The organism is Methylobacterium mesophilicum SR1.6/6, from assembly GCF_000364445.2.
Lineage (GTDB): Bacteria > Pseudomonadota > Alphaproteobacteria > Rhizobiales > Beijerinckiaceae > Methylobacterium > Methylobacterium mesophilicum_A.
Genome location: NZ_CP043538.1, coordinates 5972984 through 5993924, shown reverse-complemented (window position 1 = coordinate 5993924; position 20941 = coordinate 5972984). Strand labels below are relative to the sequence as shown.

The 20941-nt window shown below is 71.5% G+C and carries 29 protein-coding genes and 1 pseudogene; 9 read left to right on the top strand and 21 right to left on the bottom strand.

Features of this window, described 5'->3' with window-relative positions; genetic code table 11:
- Nucleotides 1-57: 57 nt before the first annotated feature.
- Nucleotides 58-318 carry a hypothetical protein gene (locus MMSR116_RS28330; protein WP_010684259.1) on the top strand — a complete coding sequence of 87 codons (261 nt, stop codon included), beginning with the start codon at nt 58-60 and terminating at the stop codon, nt 316-318.
- A gap of 751 nt (nt 319-1069) precedes the next feature.
- On the opposite strand, the gene MMSR116_RS28325 is transcribed toward MMSR116_RS28330, so the two are convergent.
- The 6 genes and pseudogenes from MMSR116_RS28325 to osmF all read right to left on the bottom strand — a co-directional run bounded on the left by MMSR116_RS28325 (nt 1070) and on the right by osmF (nt 5994).
- The gene (locus tag MMSR116_RS28325; RefSeq protein WP_010684257.1) at nt 1070-1513 is read right to left on the bottom strand and encodes a hypothetical protein; all 444 of its coding nucleotides are present in this window, start codon (nt 1511-1513) and stop codon (nt 1070-1072) included.
- 164 nt (nt 1514-1677) lie between these two features.
- Nucleotides 1678-1890: a hypothetical protein gene (locus MMSR116_RS28320; protein WP_039893338.1), complete on the bottom strand. Its 213-nt coding sequence runs from the start codon at nt 1888-1890 to the stop codon at nt 1678-1680.
- A gap of 256 nt (nt 1891-2146) precedes the next feature.
- Entirely contained in the window at nt 2147-2890 is a 744-nt protein-coding gene (locus tag MMSR116_RS28315; protein ID WP_010684255.1) for an ABC transporter permease, read from the bottom strand.
- On the bottom strand, nt 2887-3819 hold the full coding sequence (locus MMSR116_RS28310; protein ID WP_010684254.1) for an ABC transporter ATP-binding protein: 933 nt from the start codon (nt 3817-3819) through the stop codon (nt 2887-2889). Before MMSR116_RS28310 ends, MMSR116_RS28315 begins: the two co-directional genes overlap by 4 nt.
- Before the next feature lies 1 nt (nt 3820).
- Nucleotides 3821-5032: pseudogene (locus tag MMSR116_RS28305) on the bottom strand (ABC transporter permease); the annotation flags it as partial.
- Nucleotides 5033-5085: 53 nt separating this feature from the next.
- Entirely contained in the window at nt 5086-5994 is a 909-nt protein-coding gene (osmF, locus tag MMSR116_RS28300; protein WP_010684252.1) for a glycine betaine ABC transporter substrate-binding protein OsmF, read from the bottom strand.
- 348 nt (nt 5995-6342) lie between these two features.
- Between osmF and MMSR116_RS28295 the strand changes: the two genes are divergently transcribed.
- On the top strand, nt 6343-6558 hold the full coding sequence (locus tag MMSR116_RS28295; RefSeq protein WP_010684251.1) for a hypothetical protein: 216 nt from the start codon (nt 6343-6345) through the stop codon (nt 6556-6558).
- A gap of 35 nt (nt 6559-6593) precedes the next feature.
- Here the strand turns inward: MMSR116_RS28295 and MMSR116_RS28290 are convergent, their stop codons facing one another.
- From MMSR116_RS28290 to MMSR116_RS28260, 7 genes are all read right to left on the bottom strand, one after another.
- On the bottom strand, nt 6594-8063 hold the full coding sequence (locus tag MMSR116_RS28290; RefSeq protein WP_010684250.1) for a protein adenylyltransferase SelO: 1470 nt from the start codon (nt 8061-8063) through the stop codon (nt 6594-6596).
- A 72-nt stretch (nt 8064-8135) separates the two neighbouring features.
- Nucleotides 8136-9065, bottom strand: coding sequence for an oxidoreductase (locus MMSR116_RS28285; RefSeq protein ID WP_010684249.1), 930 nt, complete (start codon nt 9063-9065; stop codon nt 8136-8138).
- Nucleotides 9066-9160: 95 nt separating this feature from the next.
- Nucleotides 9161-10225 (bottom strand): phosphatase PAP2 family protein, encoded by a 1065-nt coding sequence (locus MMSR116_RS28280; RefSeq protein ID WP_010684248.1) that lies wholly within the window; start codon nt 10223-10225, stop codon nt 9161-9163.
- A 126-nt stretch (nt 10226-10351) separates the two neighbouring features.
- Nucleotides 10352-10618 carry a hypothetical protein gene (locus MMSR116_RS28275; protein WP_010684247.1) on the bottom strand — a complete coding sequence of 89 codons (267 nt, stop codon included), beginning with the start codon at nt 10616-10618 and terminating at the stop codon, nt 10352-10354.
- A gap of 413 nt (nt 10619-11031) precedes the next feature.
- A complete protein-coding gene (locus MMSR116_RS28270) occupies nt 11032-11577 on the bottom strand; it encodes a MucR family transcriptional regulator (protein WP_010684246.1) in 546 nt (181 codons plus the stop codon).
- A gap of 338 nt (nt 11578-11915) precedes the next feature.
- Nucleotides 11916-12218, bottom strand: coding sequence for a hypothetical protein (locus MMSR116_RS28265; protein ID WP_010684245.1), 303 nt, complete (start codon nt 12216-12218; stop codon nt 11916-11918).
- Nucleotides 12219-12396: 178 nt separating this feature from the next.
- Complete coding sequence (locus MMSR116_RS28260) at nt 12397-12777, bottom strand: hypothetical protein (RefSeq protein ID WP_244625553.1); 381 nt, start codon at nt 12775-12777, stop codon at nt 12397-12399.
- Nucleotides 12778-12995: 218 nt separating this feature from the next.
- Here MMSR116_RS28260 and MMSR116_RS28255 point away from each other — a divergent pair, with 218 nt between their 5' ends.
- Nucleotides 12996-13325 (top strand): hypothetical protein, encoded by a 330-nt coding sequence (locus MMSR116_RS28255; RefSeq protein ID WP_010684243.1) that lies wholly within the window; start codon nt 12996-12998, stop codon nt 13323-13325.
- Between the two features lie 18 nt (nt 13326-13343).
- On the opposite strand, the gene MMSR116_RS28250 is transcribed toward MMSR116_RS28255, so the two are convergent.
- The gene (locus tag MMSR116_RS28250) at nt 13344-13577 is read right to left on the bottom strand and encodes a DUF2171 domain-containing protein (RefSeq protein ID WP_010684242.1); all 234 of its coding nucleotides are present in this window, start codon (nt 13575-13577) and stop codon (nt 13344-13346) included.
- A 109-nt stretch (nt 13578-13686) separates the two neighbouring features.
- Nucleotides 13687-13854 carry a hypothetical protein gene (locus MMSR116_RS31510; protein ID WP_010684241.1) on the bottom strand — a complete coding sequence of 56 codons (168 nt, stop codon included), beginning with the start codon at nt 13852-13854 and terminating at the stop codon, nt 13687-13689.
- 157 nt (nt 13855-14011) lie between these two features.
- Between MMSR116_RS31510 and MMSR116_RS28245 the strand changes: the two genes are divergently transcribed.
- Nucleotides 14012-14257 (top strand): hypothetical protein, encoded by a 246-nt coding sequence (locus MMSR116_RS28245; RefSeq protein WP_010684240.1) that lies wholly within the window; start codon nt 14012-14014, stop codon nt 14255-14257.
- A gap of 7 nt (nt 14258-14264) precedes the next feature.
- On the opposite strand, the gene MMSR116_RS28240 is transcribed toward MMSR116_RS28245, so the two are convergent.
- Both MMSR116_RS28240 and MMSR116_RS28235 read right to left on the bottom strand, forming a co-directional pair.
- Nucleotides 14265-14453 carry a hypothetical protein gene (locus MMSR116_RS28240; RefSeq protein ID WP_010684239.1) on the bottom strand — a complete coding sequence of 63 codons (189 nt, stop codon included), beginning with the start codon at nt 14451-14453 and terminating at the stop codon, nt 14265-14267.
- A 116-nt stretch (nt 14454-14569) separates the two neighbouring features.
- Nucleotides 14570-14833, bottom strand: coding sequence for a hypothetical protein (locus tag MMSR116_RS28235; protein WP_010684238.1), 264 nt, complete (start codon nt 14831-14833; stop codon nt 14570-14572).
- A gap of 169 nt (nt 14834-15002) precedes the next feature.
- Between MMSR116_RS28235 and MMSR116_RS28230 the strand changes: the two genes are divergently transcribed.
- Both MMSR116_RS28230 and MMSR116_RS28225 read left to right on the top strand, forming a co-directional pair.
- Entirely contained in the window at nt 15003-15281 is a 279-nt protein-coding gene (locus MMSR116_RS28230) for a hypothetical protein (protein ID WP_010684237.1), read from the top strand.
- Nucleotides 15282-15359: 78 nt separating this feature from the next.
- Nucleotides 15360-15656: a hypothetical protein gene (locus tag MMSR116_RS28225; RefSeq protein ID WP_244625552.1), complete on the top strand. Its 297-nt coding sequence runs from the start codon at nt 15360-15362 to the stop codon at nt 15654-15656.
- Nucleotides 15657-15680: 24 nt separating this feature from the next.
- On the opposite strand, the gene MMSR116_RS28220 is transcribed toward MMSR116_RS28225, so the two are convergent.
- The 4 genes from MMSR116_RS28220 to MMSR116_RS28205 form a co-directional block, all read right to left on the bottom strand.
- Complete coding sequence (locus MMSR116_RS28220) at nt 15681-15893, bottom strand: hypothetical protein (RefSeq protein ID WP_010684235.1); 213 nt, start codon at nt 15891-15893, stop codon at nt 15681-15683.
- A gap of 12 nt (nt 15894-15905) precedes the next feature.
- Entirely contained in the window at nt 15906-16298 is a 393-nt protein-coding gene (locus MMSR116_RS28215; protein WP_010684234.1) for a hypothetical protein, read from the bottom strand.
- A 93-nt stretch (nt 16299-16391) separates the two neighbouring features.
- Nucleotides 16392-17132: a DUF4336 domain-containing protein gene (locus MMSR116_RS28210; RefSeq protein WP_010684233.1), complete on the bottom strand. Its 741-nt coding sequence runs from the start codon at nt 17130-17132 to the stop codon at nt 16392-16394.
- 140 nt (nt 17133-17272) lie between these two features.
- The gene (locus MMSR116_RS28205) at nt 17273-17857 is read right to left on the bottom strand and encodes a YgjV family protein (protein ID WP_010684232.1); all 585 of its coding nucleotides are present in this window, start codon (nt 17855-17857) and stop codon (nt 17273-17275) included.
- A 445-nt stretch (nt 17858-18302) separates the two neighbouring features.
- On the opposite strand from MMSR116_RS28205, the gene gntA reads away from it, so the two are divergent.
- From gntA to egtD, 3 genes are read left to right on the top strand one after another with little or no spacing between them, the layout of a single operon-like run.
- Entirely contained in the window at nt 18303-19058 is a 756-nt protein-coding gene (gntA, locus tag MMSR116_RS28200) for a guanitoxin biosynthesis heme-dependent pre-guanitoxin N-hydroxylase GntA (protein ID WP_010684231.1), read from the top strand.
- Between the two features lie 10 nt (nt 19059-19068).
- On the top strand, nt 19069-20019 hold the full coding sequence (locus tag MMSR116_RS28195) for a methyltransferase (RefSeq protein ID WP_010684230.1): 951 nt from the start codon (nt 19069-19071) through the stop codon (nt 20017-20019).
- On the top strand, nt 20016-20939 hold the full coding sequence (egtD, locus tag MMSR116_RS28190) for an L-histidine N(alpha)-methyltransferase (RefSeq protein ID WP_010684229.1): 924 nt from the start codon (nt 20016-20018) through the stop codon (nt 20937-20939). The genes MMSR116_RS28195 and egtD overlap by 4 nt, the downstream gene beginning before the upstream one ends.
- Nucleotides 20940-20941: the final 2 nt, after the last annotated feature.

Here is a 20941-nt window from a genome sequence, read left to right as displayed (position 1 = left end):
GTATTATAGCTTGACCGTTGCGTTGCGGATACACCCCGGATTGTTCTGGAGGTTCGGATGTGCGCGCGGAAGACGTTCTACATCTTCGCCAAGGCTTCGGACGAACAGCAGTTCTGCGCTGTCCGTCAGGACCAGCCGATCCCGTCGATGATCGACGGCGTCCGGTGGACCTATGTGAGCTGCATCGACACGTCGCGGGACCGGCCTTTCGGCTTCGACATCGACCGGGCGCATGAGGCCATGCGCGAGGGCGGCATCTACTTCTATCGGCGCGAGCTGTTGTTCCGGCGCGCCAACTTCCTGCTCGAAGCCGCCTGACGGCACGGTGCCGCGCGCGGTGCAGGACCCGACAGGCTTGGGTCTCCATCCGGCTCCGGGAAGCGGATCCGGCGGCTCCGTGCCGCTGCGTCCCCGTTCGCCTCCGGCGGCGCGGGAGCGGCGACAGGTCCTCGGTCCGCGCGAAGCCTTCGCGGGGACAACGGCATTATCCCTGCGTGCGGCCCGTGGAACCGGGCCCCGGCTCAGGGGAGGACAGGCCGTGCCACGGAAGGCTCTCGCCGTGATCGTGCTGGCGACACTCGGACATGCTCCGTCTGCGGCCTGGGCATGGGGCATTCCTGGCTGCGCCAACCTGCCCGAATACAATCGCGCCCTGGGTGCCCTGCAGGGCATGACCAGCGCGTGCGACATGAGCATTGAGGAGGCGCGCCGGGTCATCGCCGCCCATGACGGCGTCGCGCCGGCACCGCCCGCCGCCACGCCAACACCGCCCGCCGCCATGCCAGCACCGCCCGCGCCGTCGCCTCGGCTTCACACGCCGCACCGCGGACAGCACCCGCACGGCGCGACACACCGCCGGAAGCGCCGGGCATCCTGAGCGGATCTTCATCGGCAGCCGCACGATGCACGGTCAGCCACCTCAGGATGCGGGGTTTGGATGGGATCCGTCCGAACACCGTCCTGCGGATCCTATCCTGGAGCTTGGACCAGCCGACCCGCCATCCGCGTGGATTCCTGGTCGGGTGCCGGCTTTCGTCGCGAGGTTGGCGGCCCCTTTTGCGAAACCTCCTCAGACGTCGTCGGTGGCCCCGACGACAAGGCCGGCGCGGGCCCGTGCCCAGTCCCGATCACGCTCGGCCTGCTTGGCCCGCTGCTCGGCCGCGTAGGCGTCCTGCTCCGCGCGCTCACGCCTGCGCCGACGCGCGTCAGCCGCCGCCGCCCGCTTGCGCCACGCCTCGGTCTGCGCCTTCTGGCGCTGGAGTTCCTCGACCGTGACGGGCTCGATCTCCGGCTTGGGCTCGGCCCAGGCGTAGGTCCGCCGCGGGGCCGGCCGGGACGCCGAGGACGCGACCCGCGGCGGCCGGATTGCGCGGGCCGCCGCGGCGAGCGTCAGGCCGGCGCCGGCGGCGATGCGGGCGGCGGCGGCGAGGCCGGCCTCACGCTCGCCCGCCGTGGCGCCGTGTTCGGCCAGAGCGAGACATTTCTCAAGCCGGGCTCGATCGACAGGTGTCATGGCCAGGGCTCATTACGCCGAGGTGGACCGCTCGTCTCGCCGAGCCACGTCCGGCCACGATATGCCGGAGCAGGTTTCGCGAGGGGCACCGGTTCCGCGACGAGCAACTGCGACCGATCCAGGATCTCAGCGGATGACGCGTTGGCTTGCCGATGCAAGTCTGCTCAAGCCTCCGGCCCCGCCTTGCCCGGGGTGCCCGACCCGCCCGCGTCGTTTCGCAATCCGCCCAGGACGAGGAGGATGTGCTCCAGCAGGGCCTTCGAGTGCCAGGCGGCACCCCGGCCGGTGTGATCGTCCGGCAGGCCGGAACTGGCGTCATAGGCCGCACGCAGCTCGGCGAGCTGGCGCATCCGCAGTTCGGGATCGCTGGAACCCACGGCCCATTCCCCCGGCTGGCGCTGGTCTGCGGTACGCCCCCGCAAACAAGCCTTCGACCATCCCGAGTCGGGGAGTTGGAAAACCGTGTCTGAACGGTCCCTGCGACCTTTAGCGCCGGGACGCCTGGACATACGCCGCAGGCTCCCCGACCGTATGGTCAAGGATGCGGTGCCGTTCTGGTCGGCCCCAACCATCAGACAGGGGATTCCACGCCCCAGGACCGCGCGTACGATCCTGCCCGACAGCTAGCCGATTCTAGGAAGGAAATCCAGCCCGTCGCGCGGCCCTGAGCTGCAGGTTCTGAAAGCCCGCATCGATCAGGATCGCCATTGCCGCAACGGTCAGGCCGCCCTGCAGGACGTAGGCTGTGTTTCCGGTGAGCAGGCCGGAGACGATGGCCTCGCCCAGCGTGCTGGCCGCCACGGTCGAGCCCAGGGTGGCGGTCGCGAGGCCGAAGACGGCCGAAACCCGGATCCCGGAGAGGATCATCGGAAGGGCGAGGGGCAACTCCACCGCGACGAGCCGCTGGCGATCAGTCATGCCGGTGCCGCGGGCTGCCTCCATCAGCGCCGGATCGAGGCCGCCGAGGCCGGTCAGCGCCGTCTCGAAGACGGGCAGCAGCCCATACAGGATGAGCGCGATCAGGGTCGGGACGGTGCCGAACCCTACGACCGGCACCGCCAGAGCCAGGACCGCCACCGGCGGGAAGGTCTGGCCGAGATTGGCCACCGCCCGGGCGAAGGGCAGGACGTCGCGCCCGGCGGGGCGGGTCGCCACGACGGCGAAGCCCACGCCGAGGAGGCTGGCCGCCGCGGTGGCGGCCGCGACCAGCAGGAGATGGTTGATCGCCAGCGTCAGGAGCGGCGTCTGCACGTAGATCGGCGGGGTGTCGCCGGGGGCGAAGGGCCGGAACAGACCCGCGAAGGCCTCCGGCGCGATCAGGAAGGCGCCGAGCAGGACGAGGAGCGCGAGCTTCAGGAGGACCGGCCCCCACCTCACGGCCCGGCACCCTGCGCTTCGAGGGCCGCGCGGGTGACCCGGCCCAGGACCACGCCGTCCCGACTGACCGGAAGGGCATCGCGCCGCGACCAGAGGCTCTCGGCCAGCGCCGCGCGCACCGAGGTCCCGGCCGGGATCGGCGCACCCGGTGCCGCGCCGGGCTCGACGAGAGCGTCCACCGCGCGCAGGCCCATGAGCTGGAACGCCCGGTCTCCGCCGCCGAGGAGCGCCCCGACGAACGGGGTCGCGGGCGCGCCGATCAGCGCCGCGGGGCTGGCCTCCTGCACGAGGCGCCCCGCATCCATGACGGCGATCCGGTCGCCGAGGCGCAGGGCCTCGTTCATGTCGTGGGTCACCAGCACGATGGTGGTGCGGAAGCGCCGCTGGAGCGCCAGCAGATCCTCCTGGGCCCGGCCGCGGATGATCGGGTCGAGGGCGCCGAAGGGCTCGTCCATCAGCAGGATCGGCGGTTCGGCCGCCAGCGCGCGGGCGACGCCGATCCGCTGCTGCTCGCCGCCCGAGAGCGCCCCCGGCAGGCGGTCCCGGTAGAGCGCCGGCTCAAGGCGGAACAGGCCCAGCAGTTCGTCCACCCGCGCGGCGATCCGCCCGCGGTCCCAGCCGAGCAGGCGCGGGACGGTGCCGATATTCTCCGCGACGGTGCGGTGTGGGAAGAGCCCGTGCCCCTGGATGGCGTAGCCGATCCCCCGCCGCAGGACGTGCGGCGGGACGGTCCGGACGTCGCGGCCGGCCACGCGGACGATGCCGGCGCTGGGCTCGACGAGGCGGTTGATCATCCGCAGCAGGGTCGTCTTGCCCGATCCCGAGGTGCCGACCACCGCCAGGATCGCGCCGGCCTCGACCCGGAGACTGACCTCCGCGACCACCGTGCGGGCGCCGAAGGTGCGGCTGACCTGCGCGAGCTCGATCACGGCCCCTCCCCCGCGGGCGGGCGAGATCGATGACGGCGTCGAGCAGGATCGCGGCCGCGCCCGCCATGGCGACCGTCGGGAGAGCCCCGAGCAGGACGAGGTCGCCCGCGTTCTGGCTGACGCCCTGGAAGACGAAAACGCCGAGCCCGCCGCCGCCGACGAGACCCGCGATCACCGCCAGGCCGATGTTCTGCACGAGCACGATTCGGATCCCGGTGAGGATCGCCGGGCGGGCGAGCGGCAGCTCCACCTGGAGGAGGCGTTGCCGCCCGGTCATGCCGACGCCCCGGGCCGCGTCGCTCACCGGCCCGGGCACGGCATCGAGGCCGGCCACGGTGGCGGCGGCCACCGGCAGGAGCGCGTAGGCGAACAGGGCCAGGAAGGCCGGCGCGAGGCCGATCCCCGCGATGCCGAGATCGCCCGCTCCCGGGATCGTCCGGCCGATCCAGGCCAGCGGGGCGATCAGCATCCCGAACAGCGCCATGGACGGGATGGTCTGCACGACGTTGAGGACCGCGAGCAGCGCGGTGCGCAGCGCCGGGACCGGCCGCGCCACGATGGCGGCGGGAATGCCGAACGCTGCGGCGGCTGCCACCGACGACAGGGCGAGGCCGGCATGGGTCCGGACCTCGCGGCCGAACGTGTCGGAGCGGCTCGCGTACTCCCGCAGGACCGAGAGCTGGTCCCAGAACCCGGAGCGCAGGGCGAGCCCCGCCAGGAGCGAAGCGGCCGCCAGCAGCGCGATCCGGATCACCGGCCCCGGCCGCTGGCGCGCCAGCCCGTCGCCCAGGGCGAGGCCGGCACACGCGAAGCCGAGCCACCAGCCCGCATCCGGCGAGACCCGGCCGTAGCGGTCGCCGGGCGCGGTCAGGTGATCGGCCGCCCAGCCGGCCGCGAGGCCAAGCATCAGGAGCGCGACGCCACCGGCCGCGGCGCGCAGGCGCGGGTCGATCCGCAGGGCGAGCAACGGTGCGGCGAACGCGAGGAGGATGCCGAAGGCGAGGGCCTGGCCGGACGGTAGGGCGGTCCACGGCATCAGGGACGTCCCCGCCGCGATCCGGTTCGGCCGGGCCGTCACGAAGGGCAGAACCAGGACGCTCAGGCCGATCACGACCGCGAAGACCGAGCCCAGCGGATCGAGGCCGGGCCGGAACAGGCCCAGCAGGGGTCCGCCCGGATCCGGGCGCTTCCACGTCACAGAGGTTCCGTCCATCCCCACGCTCCGATCACGGCCGCCCGCGCGGAGCGCGCCGTCCCCGTCCACACCTAGGGCACGAAGCCGTTGCGCCTGAGGAAATCCGCCGCGACGGAGGAGGCCGGCTCGCCGGCGAGCTGCACGCGGCCGTTGAGGTCCCGCAGCGTCGCCAGATCGAGCCTGCGGAAGATCGGGTCGAGAATGGTCGCGATCTCCGGATGCGCCCTGAGGATCGTCCCCCGGACCACCGGGGCGGGCTGGTAGACCGGCTGGACGCTCCGATCGTCGTCCATCACCACGAGCTTGGCGGCCGAGAGGCTGCCGTCGGTCCCGAACACCATGGCGGCGCTGGTCCCGGAGGTGCCGCGCGCCGCCGCCGCAATCGTGGCGGCGGTGTCCCCGCCCGCCAGGATGACGAGCTGATCCGGCCTGAGCGCGAAGCCGTAGGTCCTGCCGAAGGCCGGCAGGGCGGCCGGCGCGGCCACGAATTCCGAGGATGCCGCGAGCTTGATCGGCCCGCCACCGGCCACGTAGCGGCCGAGATCGGTCATGGTCTTCAGGCCGTTGGCCGCGGCGATGTCGGCGCGCACCGCGATTGCCCAGGTGTTGTTGGCCGAGGCCGGCGCCAGCCAGACGAGATCGTTGGCCTTCCGGTCCAGGGTTCTGGCGGTCTCGTAGGCCGCCGCCGGATCCCTCCAGACCGGCAGGGCCTGCTGGCCGAAGAAGAAGGCCGCGTTGCCGGTGTATTCCGGGTAGATGTCGATCTGGCCCTCGATCAGCGCCTGGCGCACGATCGCGGTGGCGCCGAGCTGGATCCTGTCGACCGTCGGAATGCCGTTCGCCCGCAAAGCCTGGAGGATGATGGACCCGAGGACGCCGCCCTCCGTGTCGATCTTGGAGGCGACCACGACGCCGCCTGCCCAGGCGCAGGGCACGGCGAGCCACAGCGCGACGAGGCCCGCGAGGATCCGCTTCACCATCGTCCCGGGATCTCCTGTGCGCGCGCAGGCCGCGGCCGCACGGATCGATAGCATGGTCGCCGTGTTGGCCGCTCCGGAGCCGTGACCGAACAGGCATCCGGCATCGGGGGATGGCGTCTCTCGGCCGAAGCGCCCCGCGACCCGCCTGACCTCGGGCCGGCGCCGGAAAGGACGGGGGCCGTGGTCCGAGCGCGATCTGTCGACGGCGGCCCGGCCTACCAGACATTCAAACAAATCGTCGAAATTCGATTAAAATCGATTAACCTTGATATTCATCAGAGATGAACGACAGCGATTGAAATGACATATGATGTAACATCAGTATTCATCTCGTTGGACGTGACGGATATGTCATATTCGATCCTCGTACGCGATCTCGCCGGAGCGGACGGAACGGCGCCGCAGCTCTTGGCCTACGACATCCCGGATTTCGCCGAGGCGGCGGCCCTCGTGTCGGGAATCGCCAGCTCCTACCGCGACCACGGATTCAACCCGGCGACCAGGGTCCATTGGTTCCGGTCCGCCGGCACCGTGCACGAGATCTACACCTGGCCCCAACCCTGAGGGCACCCGGCGGCGGTCGAGGCGCCGGGCGGGCATCAGGTGCCGCAGAACGTCCGGTAGCCGACACCGCCGCCCGCGGGCGCCTCTGCGTAGCGGGCGTGACCGGGCTGATCCGCGTAGGGACTCGACAGCACGGCCAGCATTTCCTCGAACGGCCCGAAGTCGCCGCGCTCGACGGCCGCCTCGATCATCGCCTCGACGCGGTGATTGCGCGGGATGAAGGCGGGGTTGACCGCCCGCATCGCGGCCGCCGTCGCGGCCGGGTCGGCTTGCGACAGCCGCGCGCGCCAGCGCCCGGCCCAGTCGTCGTACGCGGTGGGATCGACGAACAGGTCGCGCACCGCTCCGTCCGCCTCCGACCGCTCCGCGGCGGCGCATAGCTTGCGGAACGCCAGCGTGAAGTCGGCCTGGTTCTCGGCCATCCGCTTCAGGAGGTCGCCCGCCAGGGCGGCGTCGCCATCACGCGGCTCGGACAGGCCGATCTTGCGGGCGAGGCCGCCGTGATAGGCGGCCTCGAAGCGCGGCGCGTAGCCGGCGAGCGCCGCTTCGGCCTCGGCGACCGCAGCGGTCTCGTCGGACGCGAGCAGCGGCAGCAGGGTCTCCGCCAGGCGGGTCAGGTTCCAGAGCGCGATGCGTGGCTGCTCCCCGTAGGCGTAGCGGCCGTTGCGGTCGATGGAGCTGTAGACCGTTCGGGGATCGTAGGCGTCGAGGAAGGCGCAGGGCCCGTAATCGATCGTCTCGCCGGCCACCGACATGTTGTCGGTGTTCATCACCCCGTGGACGAAGCCGACGAGCAGCCAGCGCGCCACTAGCTCGGCCTGCGCGGCCACCACCGCCTCCAGCAGCGCCCGGTAGGGGTTCGGGGCCCGCGCGGCCTCCGGATAGTGCCGGGCCGCCACGTGATCGGCGAGCGCCCGCAGACCCTCGACGTCACCCCGGGCCGCGAAGAACTGGAAGGTGCCGACCCGGATGTGGCTGGCGGCGACGCGGGTCAGCACCGCACCGGGCAGCAGCGTCTCGCGCACCACGGGCTCGCCCGTCGCCACGGCGGCGAGCGCCCGGGTGGTCGGGATGCCGAGCGCCGCCATCGCCTCGCTGACGAGGTACTCGCGCAGCACCGGCCCGAGCGCCGCGCGGCCGTCGCCGCGCCGGGAGAACGGCGTCGGCCCCGAGCCCTTCAGCTGGATGTCGCGGCGGCGCCCGTTCCGGTCGACGACCTCGCCGAGGAGGAGTGCGCGGCCGTCGCCGAGCTGCGGCACGAACTGGCCGAACTGGTGCCCGGTATAGGCGGCGGCGAGGGGCTCGGCCCCCTCGGGGACGCCGTTCCCGCCCAGCGCCGCCACGCCCTCCGGCCCCGCGAGCCAGTCCGGATCGAGGCCGAGCTCCTCCGCGAGGGCGCGGTTCAGCCGGATCAGGCGGGGCGCCGCCACCGGGGTCGGCACATGGCGGGCGAAGAAGCGCTCCGGCAGGCGGGCGTAGCTGTTGTCGAAAGAAAGTGCCGTCATCGCGGGGATCTATGGAGGAGGATGCGGACGAGCAAGCCGGGCCGCGGCCCGGATGGCGGCCCGGAGGTCTGATCAGACGGTGCAGGCGATTCCGGTCAGGTCCTCCGACACGGACCAGAGCCGCTGCGCGACGGCCCTGTCCCGGGCATGCGCGGCGATGTCGGAGCGCGCCGGGTGGCCCTGGAGTTCCCAGATCCCGTCCGGGCCGTAATAGGCGCCGCCCTCCGCCTCCGGGGCCGTGGCGGCGTAGAGCAGCGGCAGCGCCCCCTGCGCGGCGGACTGGCCGATCACCGAGAAGATCAGGTGGCCCGCGAGCCGCTGGACCGGGCCGGCCCGGTCGCCGCGCCGGAACACGTCGGTGCGGGCCGCACCGGGATGGGCCGGGATCGCGCGGATCGGCACGCCGGCGGCCTTCATGCGCCGGTCGAGCTCAAGGCCGAACATCAGCATGGCGAGCTTCGACTGCCGATAGGCGCGCTGCGGACCGTAGGAGCGCTGGAGCTGCAAGTCGTCGAAGTGGATCCGGCCGGAACGGTGCGCGAGGCTGGCCACCGGGACGACCCGGGACGCGGCCTCGCGCCGGACGAAGGGCAGGAGCAGGCCCGCCAGGGCGAAATGGCCCAGGTAGTTGGTGCCGAGCTGGCGCTCGAAGCCGTCCTCCGTCTCCTCCCGGCGCGGCACGGCGGCGATGCCGGCATTGAGCAGGAGGATGTCGATCGGCCGTTCCTCGGAGCGCCACCGGTCGCCGAAGGCCCGCACGCTGGCGAGGCGGGCGGTGTCCAGCGCCTGGATCGCGATCCGCGCGTCCGGGCACTGGCGCCGGATCGAGACCCTGGCGCGCTCGGCCTTGGCCTCGTCCCGGGCGGCGAGGACGACCTCGGCTCCGGCCCTGGCCAGGGCGAACGCGGCCTCGTAGCCGAGCCCGCTCGTCGCGCCGGTGACGAGTGCGAGCCGTCCGGCCTGACTGGGTATGTCGCGGGTCGTCCATCGGCTCTGGGCCATCGTCGCGCGCACCTCCGCTGTCTGGGTAATCACCCGGACGCGGCGCGGTTCGCGACGCCGTTCGCGGCACAGTTCCCGAGTCCGCCGCGGTGCCTTCAGGCGTCCGCCGGACCGATCGTCGCGGGCGCCGGGGCCGCACAGACCGGATCGCCGAACGGCGCGCGGATGCGGCCCCGCGCCCGGACGGCCAGGGCCGCACCCGCCAGCAGCGCCCCCGCCAGCACGTCCGGCAGGTAATGGCCGCCCGCGCCGATGGTGGCGACGATCACGGCGGCGTTGAGGAGGAGCGCCAGGGGCCCGAGAACCGGAAGGGGTGCGAGCGCCCAGGCGGTCAGGATCGCGAGGCAGACGTGGAACGACGGGAAGGTGGCGAGCCCGCGGAGGTCGCCGAGCGCCAGCGTGTCCAGCGTGCCCGCGCGCAGCCGCGCCACCGGCTCCAGGTGCCAGAGCGCGCCGACCGTCTCCAGGGGCTCGGAGGGAATCCGGCGGGGCGCGTAGGTCGCGTAGGGCCCGAGGGCCGGCAGCAGCGCGGCGAGGACGATCACACATAGGAGCGTCGCGGAGAACAGGCGGACGAAGCTCCACAGCCGGCCGAGGCGCCGGGTCGCGCTCAGGGCGATCACCACGAGACCGACCTGGGGGCCGCTGGAATGGTAGGCCAGGGCCAGCCACCAGGACAGTGTGGGATGCTCCGCCAGGAAGGCCACATAGGCCGTCCAGTCGAAGCCGAGAGCGGCCTCGAGGCGGACGAGGGCGCCGTCCACGAACGGCAGCCCGAGCCCCGCGGCGAGGAAGTGCAGCACCGCCACCGGGACCGTGAAGACGATCAGGAACGCGGTCGCCAGAGCCATGCCGCGCAGGGGCGGATCGGACTTCACCGTGCTGAGGCAGGCGGCGGCGGCGAGGAGCACGAGCACGAGGGCGGCTGCGAGGGCGAAACCGGCGGGCTCGACCGAGACATGGGCGACGCGCAGCCAGACGGCGTCGACTGCGATGATCGCGAGGCTCAGCCCCCAGAGCCGCGGATCGGGCGCAGCGATCCCGGATATGTGACGGCGAAGGAGCCTCGGCCAGGGGCCGGACGCGGCTTCGCGGGGCAAGGCGTCTGGCGAGCGGGAGGCGGGTTCGCGGGGGCTCGGGGCGACCCGGTCTTGACGCATGGTCCCGCTCAACTCGCCTGACATAGCCACGGCTCGGCCGCGCTGAGGAGACTCGCGACGGCCGCTTTGGTTCGCCCGCGGACCCTGCGGGCCCACCCGGACATGCTGGGGTCTGTCGTAGGGACCCTACCGGTCGGACTTCGGCGGCGTATCGGCGGTCGGCGACTTGCCGGTGCCGACCGCGCCCTCCGTGGGCGGCACGGCGGCGGGGTTGGTCACGGCGTCGGTCGCGGTCTTCCCCGGCTCCTGCGTGTCGGCGGCCGGCTTGCCCGCCGTCTCGGCCTTCGGCGCCGTGCCGGGCGCGGACTCGTCCCGTGCCTGTGCCTGCGCCAGCGCGGGCGCGCCGGCCAGAGTGAGCGCAGCGAGGAGAAGGGTGGGGATCGACCGGTTCAAGCGTGGCTCCTGACGATGATGACGGGCCAACGGTCGGGCCGCCTGGGTCGTTCCGCGTGCCGGGAACACCGCCCGGCACCCGCGGTTCGCCAGGGATCCGCCGGGGCGCGTGAGCGCCAACCGCAAGCGCTATCGATGGCTGGCGACCAGACCCACGACCCTCGAGATCCGGAAAACCGGGCCCAGGGAGGGCCCTGACGTGCCGGCGGGCGGCGGATCCGAGACCCGAAACAGCCCGCCGCGCGAGGCGCGCAGCCGGTCTCCGCAGGAGGACCGCGATCACAACACGCACGACAACCCCGGCCAGGACAGCCACAAAAGGCAATCCCATCGCCCCGCCGAGGGGAAGCACTGTCCGGCGACACGGCCGCGACACCGGCCCGACCTCCCCCGTCAGCGCCGGGCCGGAATCTTCACTCGGCCGCTTCGGTCTTCTTGGTCCTGCGGCCCCTGCCCGCCTTCGCCGGCGCGGCGTCGCGGCCATCGGCCTCCGGGGCCGCCACGGATTCGGATGCGTCGGCGCGCTTCGCGGCCGGGCTCCGGCGCTTGTGACCCAGGCCGGCGTTGCGGGCGAACTCGGCCCGCATCGCCGAGTAGTTGGAGGCCGTGGTCGGATAGTCGGGCGGGAGGCCGTAGCGCTGCCGGTACTGCTCGATGGTCATGCCGTTCCCGGTGAGATGCCGCTTCAGCGTCTTGTACGGCTTGCCGTCGATGAAGCTGATGAGTGCGTCCGGCGTGACTGATTTCTTGATCTGCGCAGGCGTCGCCTTCTTGAAGTCCGGCTCGGCGGGCGTCGTAGACTGGCCGAGGCCGGTCAGCGCAGCATGGACGCCGGACAGAAGCGTCGGCAGATCAGGCACGGGAACGGAGTTGTTGGCCACATAAGCGGAAACGATATCGGCGGTCAGCTCGACGAAATCGATCTGGTCCTGATGCGGGACCGAAATGTTGTCTTCCATTGGCGCCTCTCACACGGGAGTCCGCCATGAACGTGACGTCTCCTCTCGCCAGTCAAGTCCTTATCTGCCAGAATATAACTGATTATCGTCGTTATCTACCATATCCGCTGCCAAATACCAACATAGATCAATTGGTCAATGCGGATGGATAAAGTGCGTTACACTGTGTCCCGACGTCCGACCCGGCGGCGCGCGCACGGCTGCCCGCGGCCGATTCAGGATGTGTTAACCTCGCCGTGGTCTGGTGTGGCGTCGCTCCGGCTTGGGGGCCTAGAAGCCGAACGGCAGGCGGGCCGAGCTTTGTTCCCAGCTCGGCCCGCGCCCTTCCCGGGCGACATTCAGGTGTTGGCGGCGTTCCCGATCGGCGTGGTGATGGCGCCCCGCTTCCCCGATGGAACCACGGCCTGCAGCACGCGCGCCGGTCCCGCCCCGAATTCCGCCCGGTAGGTGCGCTCCAGCGTCATCAGCGTGCGCATCGGCGCCTCCGCCAGGTCGAGGAGGCGGGCATCGCGCCAGTGAAGCTTGGTCAGGCCGTTGCGGCTGAACCAGCGTGGCTTCTCTTCTTCGACAAGCAGGATCAGCTTGCCCGACCAGGTCTTGCGAAACCAGAACCGTCCCGTGAGCTTGGCCGCGCCGAACATGCAGCACCTCGCGTGAGAGCCCCCTAAGGCAACGCTTGCGAAGCGCGGCGGTTTCCGGACGAAGCAGCCGCCGCCCGACTATCCGCGCCGCCGATCACCGGCGCGCGCCTCTGCGTGGAAGCGCAGTTGGAAGTGCGCTTGGAAACGCATGAGGAAGCCGACCCGGCATCGCCCACGTTCACCCGCGCGCCGGGCTGTTCTGGCGCCAGCGTGCCAGACCGTTGAGCACCAGGCCGGCGCCCGCCCCGGCCACTGCCGCACCGGCCTTCACCAGGAAATCGTCGAACCGACCGTGACGCGTGCTCGTCAGGGTCTGCGCCGCTTCGAGGCCGCCGGCTAAGAGGACGCTGCCGACCAGGATCACGAGCCAGTGCCGCGGGTAGGCCATCATCATGATCAAGCTCGCGAGCGCGTAGGCGGCGGTCCGCTCGATGCTGGGATTGGCGGTCACGACTGGCCGGAAGCCGATCGGCACCAGCGTGACGACCACGAGGAGGGCGACCAGGGCCCAAGCCGCCAATTGCACCCAGGCGAGCCGCTGCATATCCGATTTCGGCATCGAAGCCCCGTAAGCGCACGTTGTCTGTTCGGGCACCCGGTGATGCCCAACCCGGCCTGTAGCATAAGGACGTTTCTTCTCCGGAAATCCTTCCCGGCGCCGGATGAGGGCCCGCGTCGCGGCCGCCCGATCCGACGGCTACGGCACCAAGGCCGCGCAGTGTTGCCGATCCGTTCTATCAGGCCGGGCTCCGGATGGGGCATAGAGGAGGCATGCGCATGCCGGTGCTCAGCCTGTCCGCGACACTCGTCCTGATTTCCCCTGCCGCCGTATCGGCCCCAGCGGCGCCTCAGGGCGATCCGCGAGCGCTGGAGCTGGCGTGGCACCGCTGCCTGCGCGAGGCCTACACGCGCCAGCCGCCCGGGCAGAGCCGCGCGGGCGACGAGCGCAATGCCCTCGACGAGTGCAGGCCCCGCGAGGATGCCCTGGTGGCGGCCCTGATGTCCGGCCGCCGCGCCGATGACGGCCGACCCGGGACGATCTGGACCCGGACCTGGGCCGCCTTCGTCGAACCGCTGACGGCTTGGTTCGGCGCGCTGCGGCGCTGACGCGAAGCGGGTGTCGGCTCAGGAGGTCGACCACTCGCGCTTCACCTCCTCGGCCGGCCGGTCGAGATGCACCCTGCCGTCGGAGACGGACTGCACGAAGTCGAGGGGGATGTAGTGGTGGAGGCCGCCCGCGGCGGCGTCGGTCTTGGTCAGTTTGATCTCGCCCTTGTCGACATGGTCGACCGTGCCAACATGCGCCCCATCCGAGCCGATCACCTCGGCGTGCTCCTGGATCTGCGCGACATCGACCATCGAGAACCTCCGGTTTTCTCGACGACAACCGCGCCGGTCCGGCACCGTTCCTGCCCGGGGCCGCGCCGCGACGATCGGTCGAGCGCCGTCCTCGGGCCGGCGCTTCGCGTCAGGCGCCGCCGATACCGGTCGTGACCTTGCCGGTACCTTGACAGTCCGGACAGGTCTTGGCCTCGACCTTGCCCGTGCCGCCGCAGGCCCGACAGAGGTTCTCGCCGGTGCCGGGCGCGCTCGGCGGCGCCTCATCGCCGGGTTTTCTGGGATCCGTGTCGGCCATCGCGCGCTCCTGACGGAAACGACTTCCTGCGGGAGGCAAACCGGGGCGGAACGATGCTGTTCCGGGCCGTGATGGTACCGGCGCCGGGCCCCGTCTCCGCGGCGTCGCACCGCGCCGGCCGCGCAGAACCGGACCGGCAGAGGATCGTTGCGCCTCCATGACAGAGCCGCATCCCACCCCGCACCTGGATCCGATCGTCGAGGCCCGCCGCCGGGAGATGGCGACCGAGCACCTGCTCTTCGGGACGATCCGCTTCCTTGCCCAACGCCATCCGGAACTGCTGGACGAACTCGAGGGCAGTCTCGACCACCTGTGGGACAGGGCCGAGGGGGAGGCGCGGGATGATGCGGCCGTGCGCAAGATCGCCAGCCGCATCATCCACAGCCTGCGGGCTGAGCGGTGAGGGGCCCCTAGCGCTGGGGCGTATCGGTCAACCGGATGGTCGGGATCATCTCGACGGCCTTCGCGGTGACGCGGTCGAAGGTCTCGCCGGTCAGGCCGCGTTCCGCCGCCAGCTTCCGGATCCGCTCGGAATGTTGTGAAAGGGTAAGGCCGAAATAGGTCTTCTCTGTCGCCTGATCGACAGCCTCGTTCGCCACGCGTCAACTCCTGTTCGCGATGTGGGTGGGACCGCAGATCTGGTCGAGCACGCGCCGATGTTCAAGGGCGGACTGCGTCCGGCCGGCCCGCATACGGCGGCCGGCCGGACATCCGACTATCGGGCGCAACCGATGCAGATGCCCCGGGTAATCGCGTCGTTGCGCTGCTCGACGGGATCGCGCCGCTCGATGCTGCCGGTCTCGTTCGCGTTGAGGGCGCTCGGGTTCGGAACGGTCTGGCCGGTCGCGGCGGTGTGGGGCGCCTTGGCGGCCGTGGCCGGGCCGCCGCCGGTGCCCGTCTGGCTGACGGGGTCGGCCCAGGCGGGGACGGCCCCCAGGCCGAGGGCGGTGGCGAGCGTGAGGATCGGGGATCTGCGCATGTGAAGCTCCCGGAACGGCATGCATCTGCCTGTGCGAAACCGACGCACCCGAGCCGCCGAAGTTCCCGCCCGCCGGACCGACGGCCGTGCCGATCCCGGCATCGGTGCCCGCTGACGCCACAGCAACCATGGCCTATGAGGATCTCCGAGGATCCGAAGGGGATGACGGATGGGCAACGGCGACGGCGGCAGCGCGCCCAACGCGAAGATCGCGGAGGTCCAGCGGCTCGCGACGGCGCTCGCGGCCCGCGTGCGCTACGCGCAGCTCGTGGGGCGGCCGGTCTACGACGAGCAGATCTCTGCCTTAGTGAACGCCGCCCGCCTCATGGACGAGCAGAACGCGCCCTGGCCGCCCATGGTCGAGGAGGTGCTGACCGAACTCGCGAAATCCCTCGAGGGCGCTGAAGCGGTGGACGGCACGGCGCAGGCGGCGACGGAAGCGAACTGAGATCGCGCGAGCGGCATTCCCCTCGTATCGCGGCGCATGCCCGCCCGGTCATGCGCGCGCGACCGAAGACGCAGGTGAATGATGGAGCAGGATACACCCGAAATTGATCGGGCGGCCCGCACGATCGCCGAGAACGTGTATGCCGCCTACTGGCGCCACGCCACCGGCGCGGACCATCCGCAGATCGAGCAGACGGTCCTCGCCCGTCTTGCCGAGGCCATCCGACCCGAGATCCCGGGCGGTTCGCCGGGCGTCATCATCGCCGCGGCCAACGCGGTGCTGGACGCGTTCGAGCAGCAGAACCCGGGCCTTCGCGGACCGCGGGTGAGCGCCCTCAACCGGGCGGACGGTTCGGTGGGGATGGGCCCGGCCTGAGCTCGAGGCGGGAACAGTGCCGCCTCAGGCGGCCACCTCGGCGATGGAGCGCGGCTCCCGGTTCGGCCGGCCGCCCGCCTCGCGCCGGAGACGCGCCAGTTCGGGATAGGCGTGCACGTGGATCTTACCGTGCGAAGCGCGCACCGGGCGGCCAAAGGTCTCCCGGTTGCGGGCCTGGAGCCGCTTCTGCGAATTCAGGATCTGCGCGATCGTCGCGGCCTCGTCGGGCGCGATCATCGCGACGTCGGCCTAGTCGCGGAGGTCGGCGCGGCTGCGCGGGAGACGCCGCGGGCTGTTCCGGGCCTTCAGCCAGTAGACGGTGTCCAGGATGACCACCGGCGCCACCGCCAGCGCAGCCGCGAGCGTGCGGCCCCGCCGCGGGTTGGACGGCGCCGAGCGGGCCGCCAGCAATCCGCCATCGAGCATGTCGCCGGCCACCCGCAGGCCGAGTTGCCGCTCCGGCTCATCGGCCGCCAGGATCGCGACCCCGGAGGCGATCTCGCGCAGCCCGTAGAGCTGGATGAGGGTCTCGTGTCCCTCCAGCCCCGTGGCTCCGGCGACGCGCCGCGGCGCGAAGGTCTCGGCGAGACCGAGGCCGATCCCGAACCAGGCCAGCCCGCGGGCCATCGTCCGATCATCCATGGAAAACCCTGCTCCGCGCCGCCGAACCATGATCGGCCAACCGGGCGGCCTCGGTCGTGTTCCTGCCGGGTGGGACCGGCGTGGGGCCGGCGATCAGCCGGGTGGTCCGAGCCAGCGCAGGGCGTGGCGCAGCCGCGCGGTCGCATCCCCCGCGAACCATAGCCCGTGGGCGAAGACGACCCGCTCAGGCTTCAGCGCGATCAGGGATGCGGCGGCCCGCGCCGCCGCGCGCCGGTGCAGCCGGATCACGAGGCGCAGGTAGGGCGGCGGCTGCCCGTGCGGCGGCGTCATCCGGGCGACGCGCAGGAACGGCCGCAGGAGAGCCGGCATCTTCGCCGGCTCGAGGTTGAGGACCAGATCGGTCAGGATCAGCGTGCCACTCGCGCCGTGAAAGAACGCAACCTCCCGGAACGAGAAGCCGCCGGGGACAACGACCTGGCGCAGGTCCGCCGCCCAGTCCGGAGGCGCCGCGTCGTCCAGCACACGGTCGATGCGCAGGCCGGAGCGGCGGACCTGCCCGCGCTGGCGCAGGTTCGGCGCCGCCCAGGTCAGCGCCTCAGGGCACTGCGTCTGCCAGTCCTTCAGGTAGGTCCAGTGAGCGATGTTCGGCGCGACCAAGTGGCGGATCGGCCCCAGCGCCGCGATATCCCGGTGGAGCCGCGCGTCGTAGCGCGTCGGCGAGTGCAGCCAGAGGCCGCCGTCACGGAGCCGGACGACCGTCATCCGGACGGGCAGCGGAATGCCCAGGGCCCGCAACGGACCGCTGTCCACGATCCACACGCCGTCGGCTACGGGCTTGAGCACGTCGAGCGGGGGGTAGGTCGCCTCGGGCAAGGTCGGGAACCTCCAGATGCTACCGGGGGCGACGCATGCCCCCGGCTCGACCGAGCAACCTGACCAAGGGCGCGAGATTTCCCGAATGGATCGACGCAGGCGCCTGTCCTGCGGCCGCAGGCGCCCGGCCGGCACCTGACCTATGCCTGGACGCAGTCCGAACCCGCCGGTGCCACCGCCCGCACTTGGAAGGCCCGCAGAAGCGCGATCACCAATCCAAGGATCGTCAGCACGTCGCAGGTCAGGCCGAAGACCGAACCGACCAGGAGGTTGTGTCCGGCCCAGCACAGGGAGGCGCCCAGGAACAGCAGGCGCATGGACTGGGGCGCCTCGCGCAGGCGCGCGGTCGTGGCGAGCAGCGTGCCGGCCGCCGCGCAGGCGGACGGCCAGCCGTTCCAGGTGGCGATCGTCAGGCCGGCCGCCGCGAGCGTGCTCGCGGCGAACAGCGGCCGGACCCAGTGGCTGCGCCCGGATGCCCCCACGCAGCGCAGCGAGACGAGGCTCTGCATCACCGAGATCGCGCACATCGCCATCCCGGTGAGCGCCCCGAGCGTCAGGTAATGGGCGCCGAAACAGGCCGCGCAGGCCGCCGAGGCCAGGAGAATCCGGTCGCGGCGCGGCATGATGCCTGCAGTAAAGCCCAGGAAGAGACCCAGCGATCCGAACAGATCGAGATGTGCCGCGGCCGAGGCGTACCAGGAAGACAGAAAATCGACGGCGTTCATCGTCAGCGCCCAGCCGGCGCGGAGGCGCCGTTTCTGCCGGTTGCGCTAGGTTTGCATGGTAATCAGTTGGTTAACGGCGCTCCGCCGTCCGTTCATGGGCGCGTGAGCGTGGCTACCGCGCCGCAGCAGGAAAGCCGGCGGCGCCTTCCGTCCCCCGAGCAGGACAGAAACGCGCGTGCCTCAGTCCGTGCGAAGATGACCTTACGCCGGCCCGGCGTCCGGTGCGAAGCGCGCGACCATCGAGGCGGCCGCAAGTATTCGACCAGTTCCTGCCACCCAATGACCCGATTAACATAGGTCAATTCCAGGATTGTCGCTGCTGAGCGGGGGAACAATGCATCCGGCGACCGGTTTCCCGGGCATTCCACTCGGGACAACACCGCAGCCGGGCGGGCGGCGGTGCAAGCGACTGTGCCCGATATCGGTGGCGTGATTCCCTTTCCCTATGCAGCTTCCCACGAATGACGATGGCCATCCCCTCGCTCAGCGCTTCCGGGAGTTCATCCAGCACGCGCCGTTCCCGTGCGTGGGTGCGAAATCTGCCCTGTCGCGCGGCCAGATGAAGATCGTCGTTGCCCGCGACATCACATCCGGGGGCGACGACACCCGCATCTACCCGGCGCTGCTCGCCTTCATCTGCCGCTACCGCGCGCAGCCGACCCTGTTCCAGAGCTTCGCGGTGCTGTTCGAAGGTCCCTGCACACTGTCCGAGGAGGCCTTCGAGACGGCCCTCTGGGCACGGGTTCAGTCACTGTCCGACCAGGACCAGTGCCTCGGCCAAACCTACGATCCGCGTGTCGCCTCCGATCCGGAGGATCCGCACTTCTCGCTGAGCCTCGGCGGCGAGGGCTTCTTCCTGGTCGGGCTTCACCCGCGGGCGAGCCGCCGCGCCCGGTGCTTCGAGACGCCGGCCCTCGTGTTCAACCTCCACGATCAGTTCGAGCGCCTGCGTGCCGAGGGACGCTACGAGCGCCTGCGCAGCGCGATCGTCGACCGGGACGTCGCCTGGACCGGCTCGGTCAATCCGATGCTGGCCCAGCACGGCGAGCACTCGGCCGCCCGGCAATTCAGCGGGCGGGCGGTCCCCGAGGCGTGGGCCTGCCCGTTCCGGCGCGGCGAGGCCGCGCCCTCCTGGGACGCGCAGCAGGTGGCCGAGGATCTCTCGTTCGGCGCCTTCGTGGCGCGCCAGATGGACAGCTGAGGACCGGCCAGTGACGCGATCCGAACCGTTTCCGCAGGACGAGGATGCCGTGCTCGCTCTGGCCCGCGCCCTGCGCGACACGGGCTACACCTTCACCACAGTGACGCCCGCGACCCACGCCCACGTCAATGCCCGCCCCCGGAACGCCGAGGCGCGGAGCCTGCGCGACGTGTTCGGCTGGAGCCGGCCGTTCCGCCCCGAGGTGCTGCCCGAGCCGATCCTGCACCTGATGCGGGCGGCCGGCGCCGTCGTGGAGGACGGACCGCTCCTGCGATCCACGATACGCTTCTCAAGCCTCGACGGCGAGTTGTTCGCCCATTCCGCCTACCCGCCGAGTGCCGCCGACGCGGTGTTCTTCGGACCCGACACGACGCGCTTCGCGAGCGCGGTGATCGCCCATCTCGAGAGCCGGACGAAGCCGGTGCGCCGCGCGGTCGATATCGGCTGCGGATCCGGCGCCGCGGGGATCTGCGTCGCCAAGCGCGCGTCGGGGGCCGAGGTCGTGCTCGTCGACATCAATCCGGCGGCCATGCGGGCGGCGCGCATCAACGGCCGGCTCGCCGGAACCGGGGGCGTGAAGGTTCTCCGCAGCGACATGCTGCGCGACGTCGCGGGCAGGTTCGACCTCATCGTGTCGAATCCGCCCTTCATGATCGACTCCGCCGCGCGGGCCTATCGGCACGGCGGCGGACCGCTCGGCGCCGGCCTGTCGCTCGCCGTGACCGAGCAGGCGATCGAGCGCCTCAACCCCGGCGGCAGCCTCGTCCTGTTCACGGGCGCGGCGATCGTGGAGGGCGAGGATCCATTCCGCGAGGCGGTGGCCGAGCGCTGCACCCGCGACGGCCTGGACTGGACCTATCGGGAGTTCGATCCCGATGAGTACGGCGAGGAACTCGCCAACGCCGTCTACGATGAGGTGGAGCGCCTCGCCCTGGTCATCCTCACGGTCACGCAGCCATGAACGACGAGTTCCTCCGGGACGCCCTCGCGGGCCTGACGGCCGAGCCGAAGACGCTGCCGGGCAAGTACCTCTGGGACGAGACCGGCTCCGACTTGTTCGACCGGATCTGCCATAACGCCGACTACTACCCGACCGCCCAGGAGATGGCGCTGCTGCCGCGGGCCGCCGCGGACGTGGCCCGCCGGGTTGCGCCGGGCGTGACCGTGGTTGAGTTCGGCAGCGGGGCCAGCCGGAAGATCCGCACGCTCCTCGACGCGCTGCCCGACCCGTCCAACTACGTGGCCATCGACATCTCGGGCGATTACCTGGAGGCCGCGATCCGGCGGCTCGCGCCGGACTACCCGGGCATCGCGATGGTGCCAGTTTGCGCCGACTACTCGCGGCCGGTGCAGTTGCCGGTGGCTGCGGGACCGGGGGGGATCCTGGGCTTCTACCCGGGCACCAGCATCGGCAACTTCGAGCCGCGGGAGGCTGGCCGGTTCCTGGAGCGCGCCCGCGCGACCCTTGGGCCGAGCCTGTTCCTCGTCGGCGCGGACGGTACACATAACCCCGAGCGCCTGCAGCGCGCCTATGGCGGCGCCGATGGGCTGATGGCGGCCTTCCACGGCAACATCCTCACCCGGCTCAACCGGGAACTCGGCGCCGACTTCGACCGCGACAACTTCCGCCACGCGGTTTGCGTATGCCTCGATCCCCTGCGCGTGGAGGCCCAGCTCGTCGCGATCCGGCCGGCCCGCTACCGGCTGGGCGACCGGACCATCACGGTGGCGGCCTCCGAGGGGATCCGGACCGACACGTCGCACAAGTACACCGCGGACGCGTTCCGGGCGCTGGCGTCCGCGAGCGGCTGGACACCCCGGGCCCTCTGGCAGGCCGAGGGCGGCAGCTTCAACCTGCACCTGCTCGAGGCCGAGGCCTGACC

Coding starts and splice junctions, on each gene's coding strand:
- MMSR116_RS28330 (WP_010684259.1), top strand. CDS start 58: ATGTGCGCGCGGAAGACGTTCTACATCTTCGCCAAGGCTTCGGACGAA.
- MMSR116_RS28325 (WP_010684257.1), bottom strand. CDS start 1,513: ATGACACCTGTCGATCGAGCCCGGCTTGAGAAATGTCTCGCTCTGGCC.
- osmF (WP_010684252.1), bottom strand. CDS start 5,994: ATGGTGAAGCGGATCCTCGCGGGCCTCGTCGCGCTGTGGCTCGCCGTG.
- MMSR116_RS28295 (WP_010684251.1), top strand. CDS start 6,343: ATGTCATATTCGATCCTCGTACGCGATCTCGCCGGAGCGGACGGAACG.
- MMSR116_RS28290 (WP_010684250.1), bottom strand. CDS start 8,063: ATGACGGCACTTTCTTTCGACAACAGCTACGCCCGCCTGCCGGAGCGC.
- MMSR116_RS28285 (WP_010684249.1), bottom strand. CDS start 9,065: ATGGCCCAGAGCCGATGGACGACCCGCGACATACCCAGTCAGGCCGGA.
- MMSR116_RS28280 (WP_010684248.1), bottom strand. CDS start 10,225: ATGCGTCAAGACCGGGTCGCCCCGAGCCCCCGCGAACCCGCCTCCCGC.
- MMSR116_RS28270 (WP_010684246.1), bottom strand. CDS start 11,577: ATGGAAGACAACATTTCGGTCCCGCATCAGGACCAGATCGATTTCGTC.
- MMSR116_RS28265 (WP_010684245.1), bottom strand. CDS start 12,218: ATGTTCGGCGCGGCCAAGCTCACGGGACGGTTCTGGTTTCGCAAGACC.
- MMSR116_RS28260 (WP_244625553.1), bottom strand. CDS start 12,777: ATGCCGAAATCGGATATGCAGCGGCTCGCCTGGGTGCAATTGGCGGCT.
- MMSR116_RS28255 (WP_010684243.1), top strand. CDS start 12,996: ATGCCGGTGCTCAGCCTGTCCGCGACACTCGTCCTGATTTCCCCTGCC.
- MMSR116_RS28250 (WP_010684242.1), bottom strand. CDS start 13,577: ATGGTCGATGTCGCGCAGATCCAGGAGCACGCCGAGGTGATCGGCTCG.
- MMSR116_RS31510 (WP_010684241.1), bottom strand. CDS start 13,854: ATGGCCGACACGGATCCCAGAAAACCCGGCGATGAGGCGCCGCCGAGC.
- MMSR116_RS28245 (WP_010684240.1), top strand. CDS start 14,012: ATGACAGAGCCGCATCCCACCCCGCACCTGGATCCGATCGTCGAGGCC.
- MMSR116_RS28235 (WP_010684238.1), bottom strand. CDS start 14,833: ATGCGCAGATCCCCGATCCTCACGCTCGCCACCGCCCTCGGCCTGGGG.
- MMSR116_RS28230 (WP_010684237.1), top strand. CDS start 15,003: ATGGGCAACGGCGACGGCGGCAGCGCGCCCAACGCGAAGATCGCGGAG.
- MMSR116_RS28225 (WP_244625552.1), top strand. CDS start 15,360: ATGATGGAGCAGGATACACCCGAAATTGATCGGGCGGCCCGCACGATC.
- MMSR116_RS28220 (WP_010684235.1), bottom strand. CDS start 15,893: ATGATCGCGCCCGACGAGGCCGCGACGATCGCGCAGATCCTGAATTCG.
- MMSR116_RS28215 (WP_010684234.1), bottom strand. CDS start 16,298: ATGGATGATCGGACGATGGCCCGCGGGCTGGCCTGGTTCGGGATCGGC.
- MMSR116_RS28205 (WP_010684232.1), bottom strand. CDS start 17,857: ATGAACGCCGTCGATTTTCTGTCTTCCTGGTACGCCTCGGCCGCGGCA.
- gntA (WP_010684231.1), top strand. CDS start 18,303: ATGCAGCTTCCCACGAATGACGATGGCCATCCCCTCGCTCAGCGCTTC.
- egtD (WP_010684229.1), top strand. CDS start 20,016: ATGAACGACGAGTTCCTCCGGGACGCCCTCGCGGGCCTGACGGCCGAG.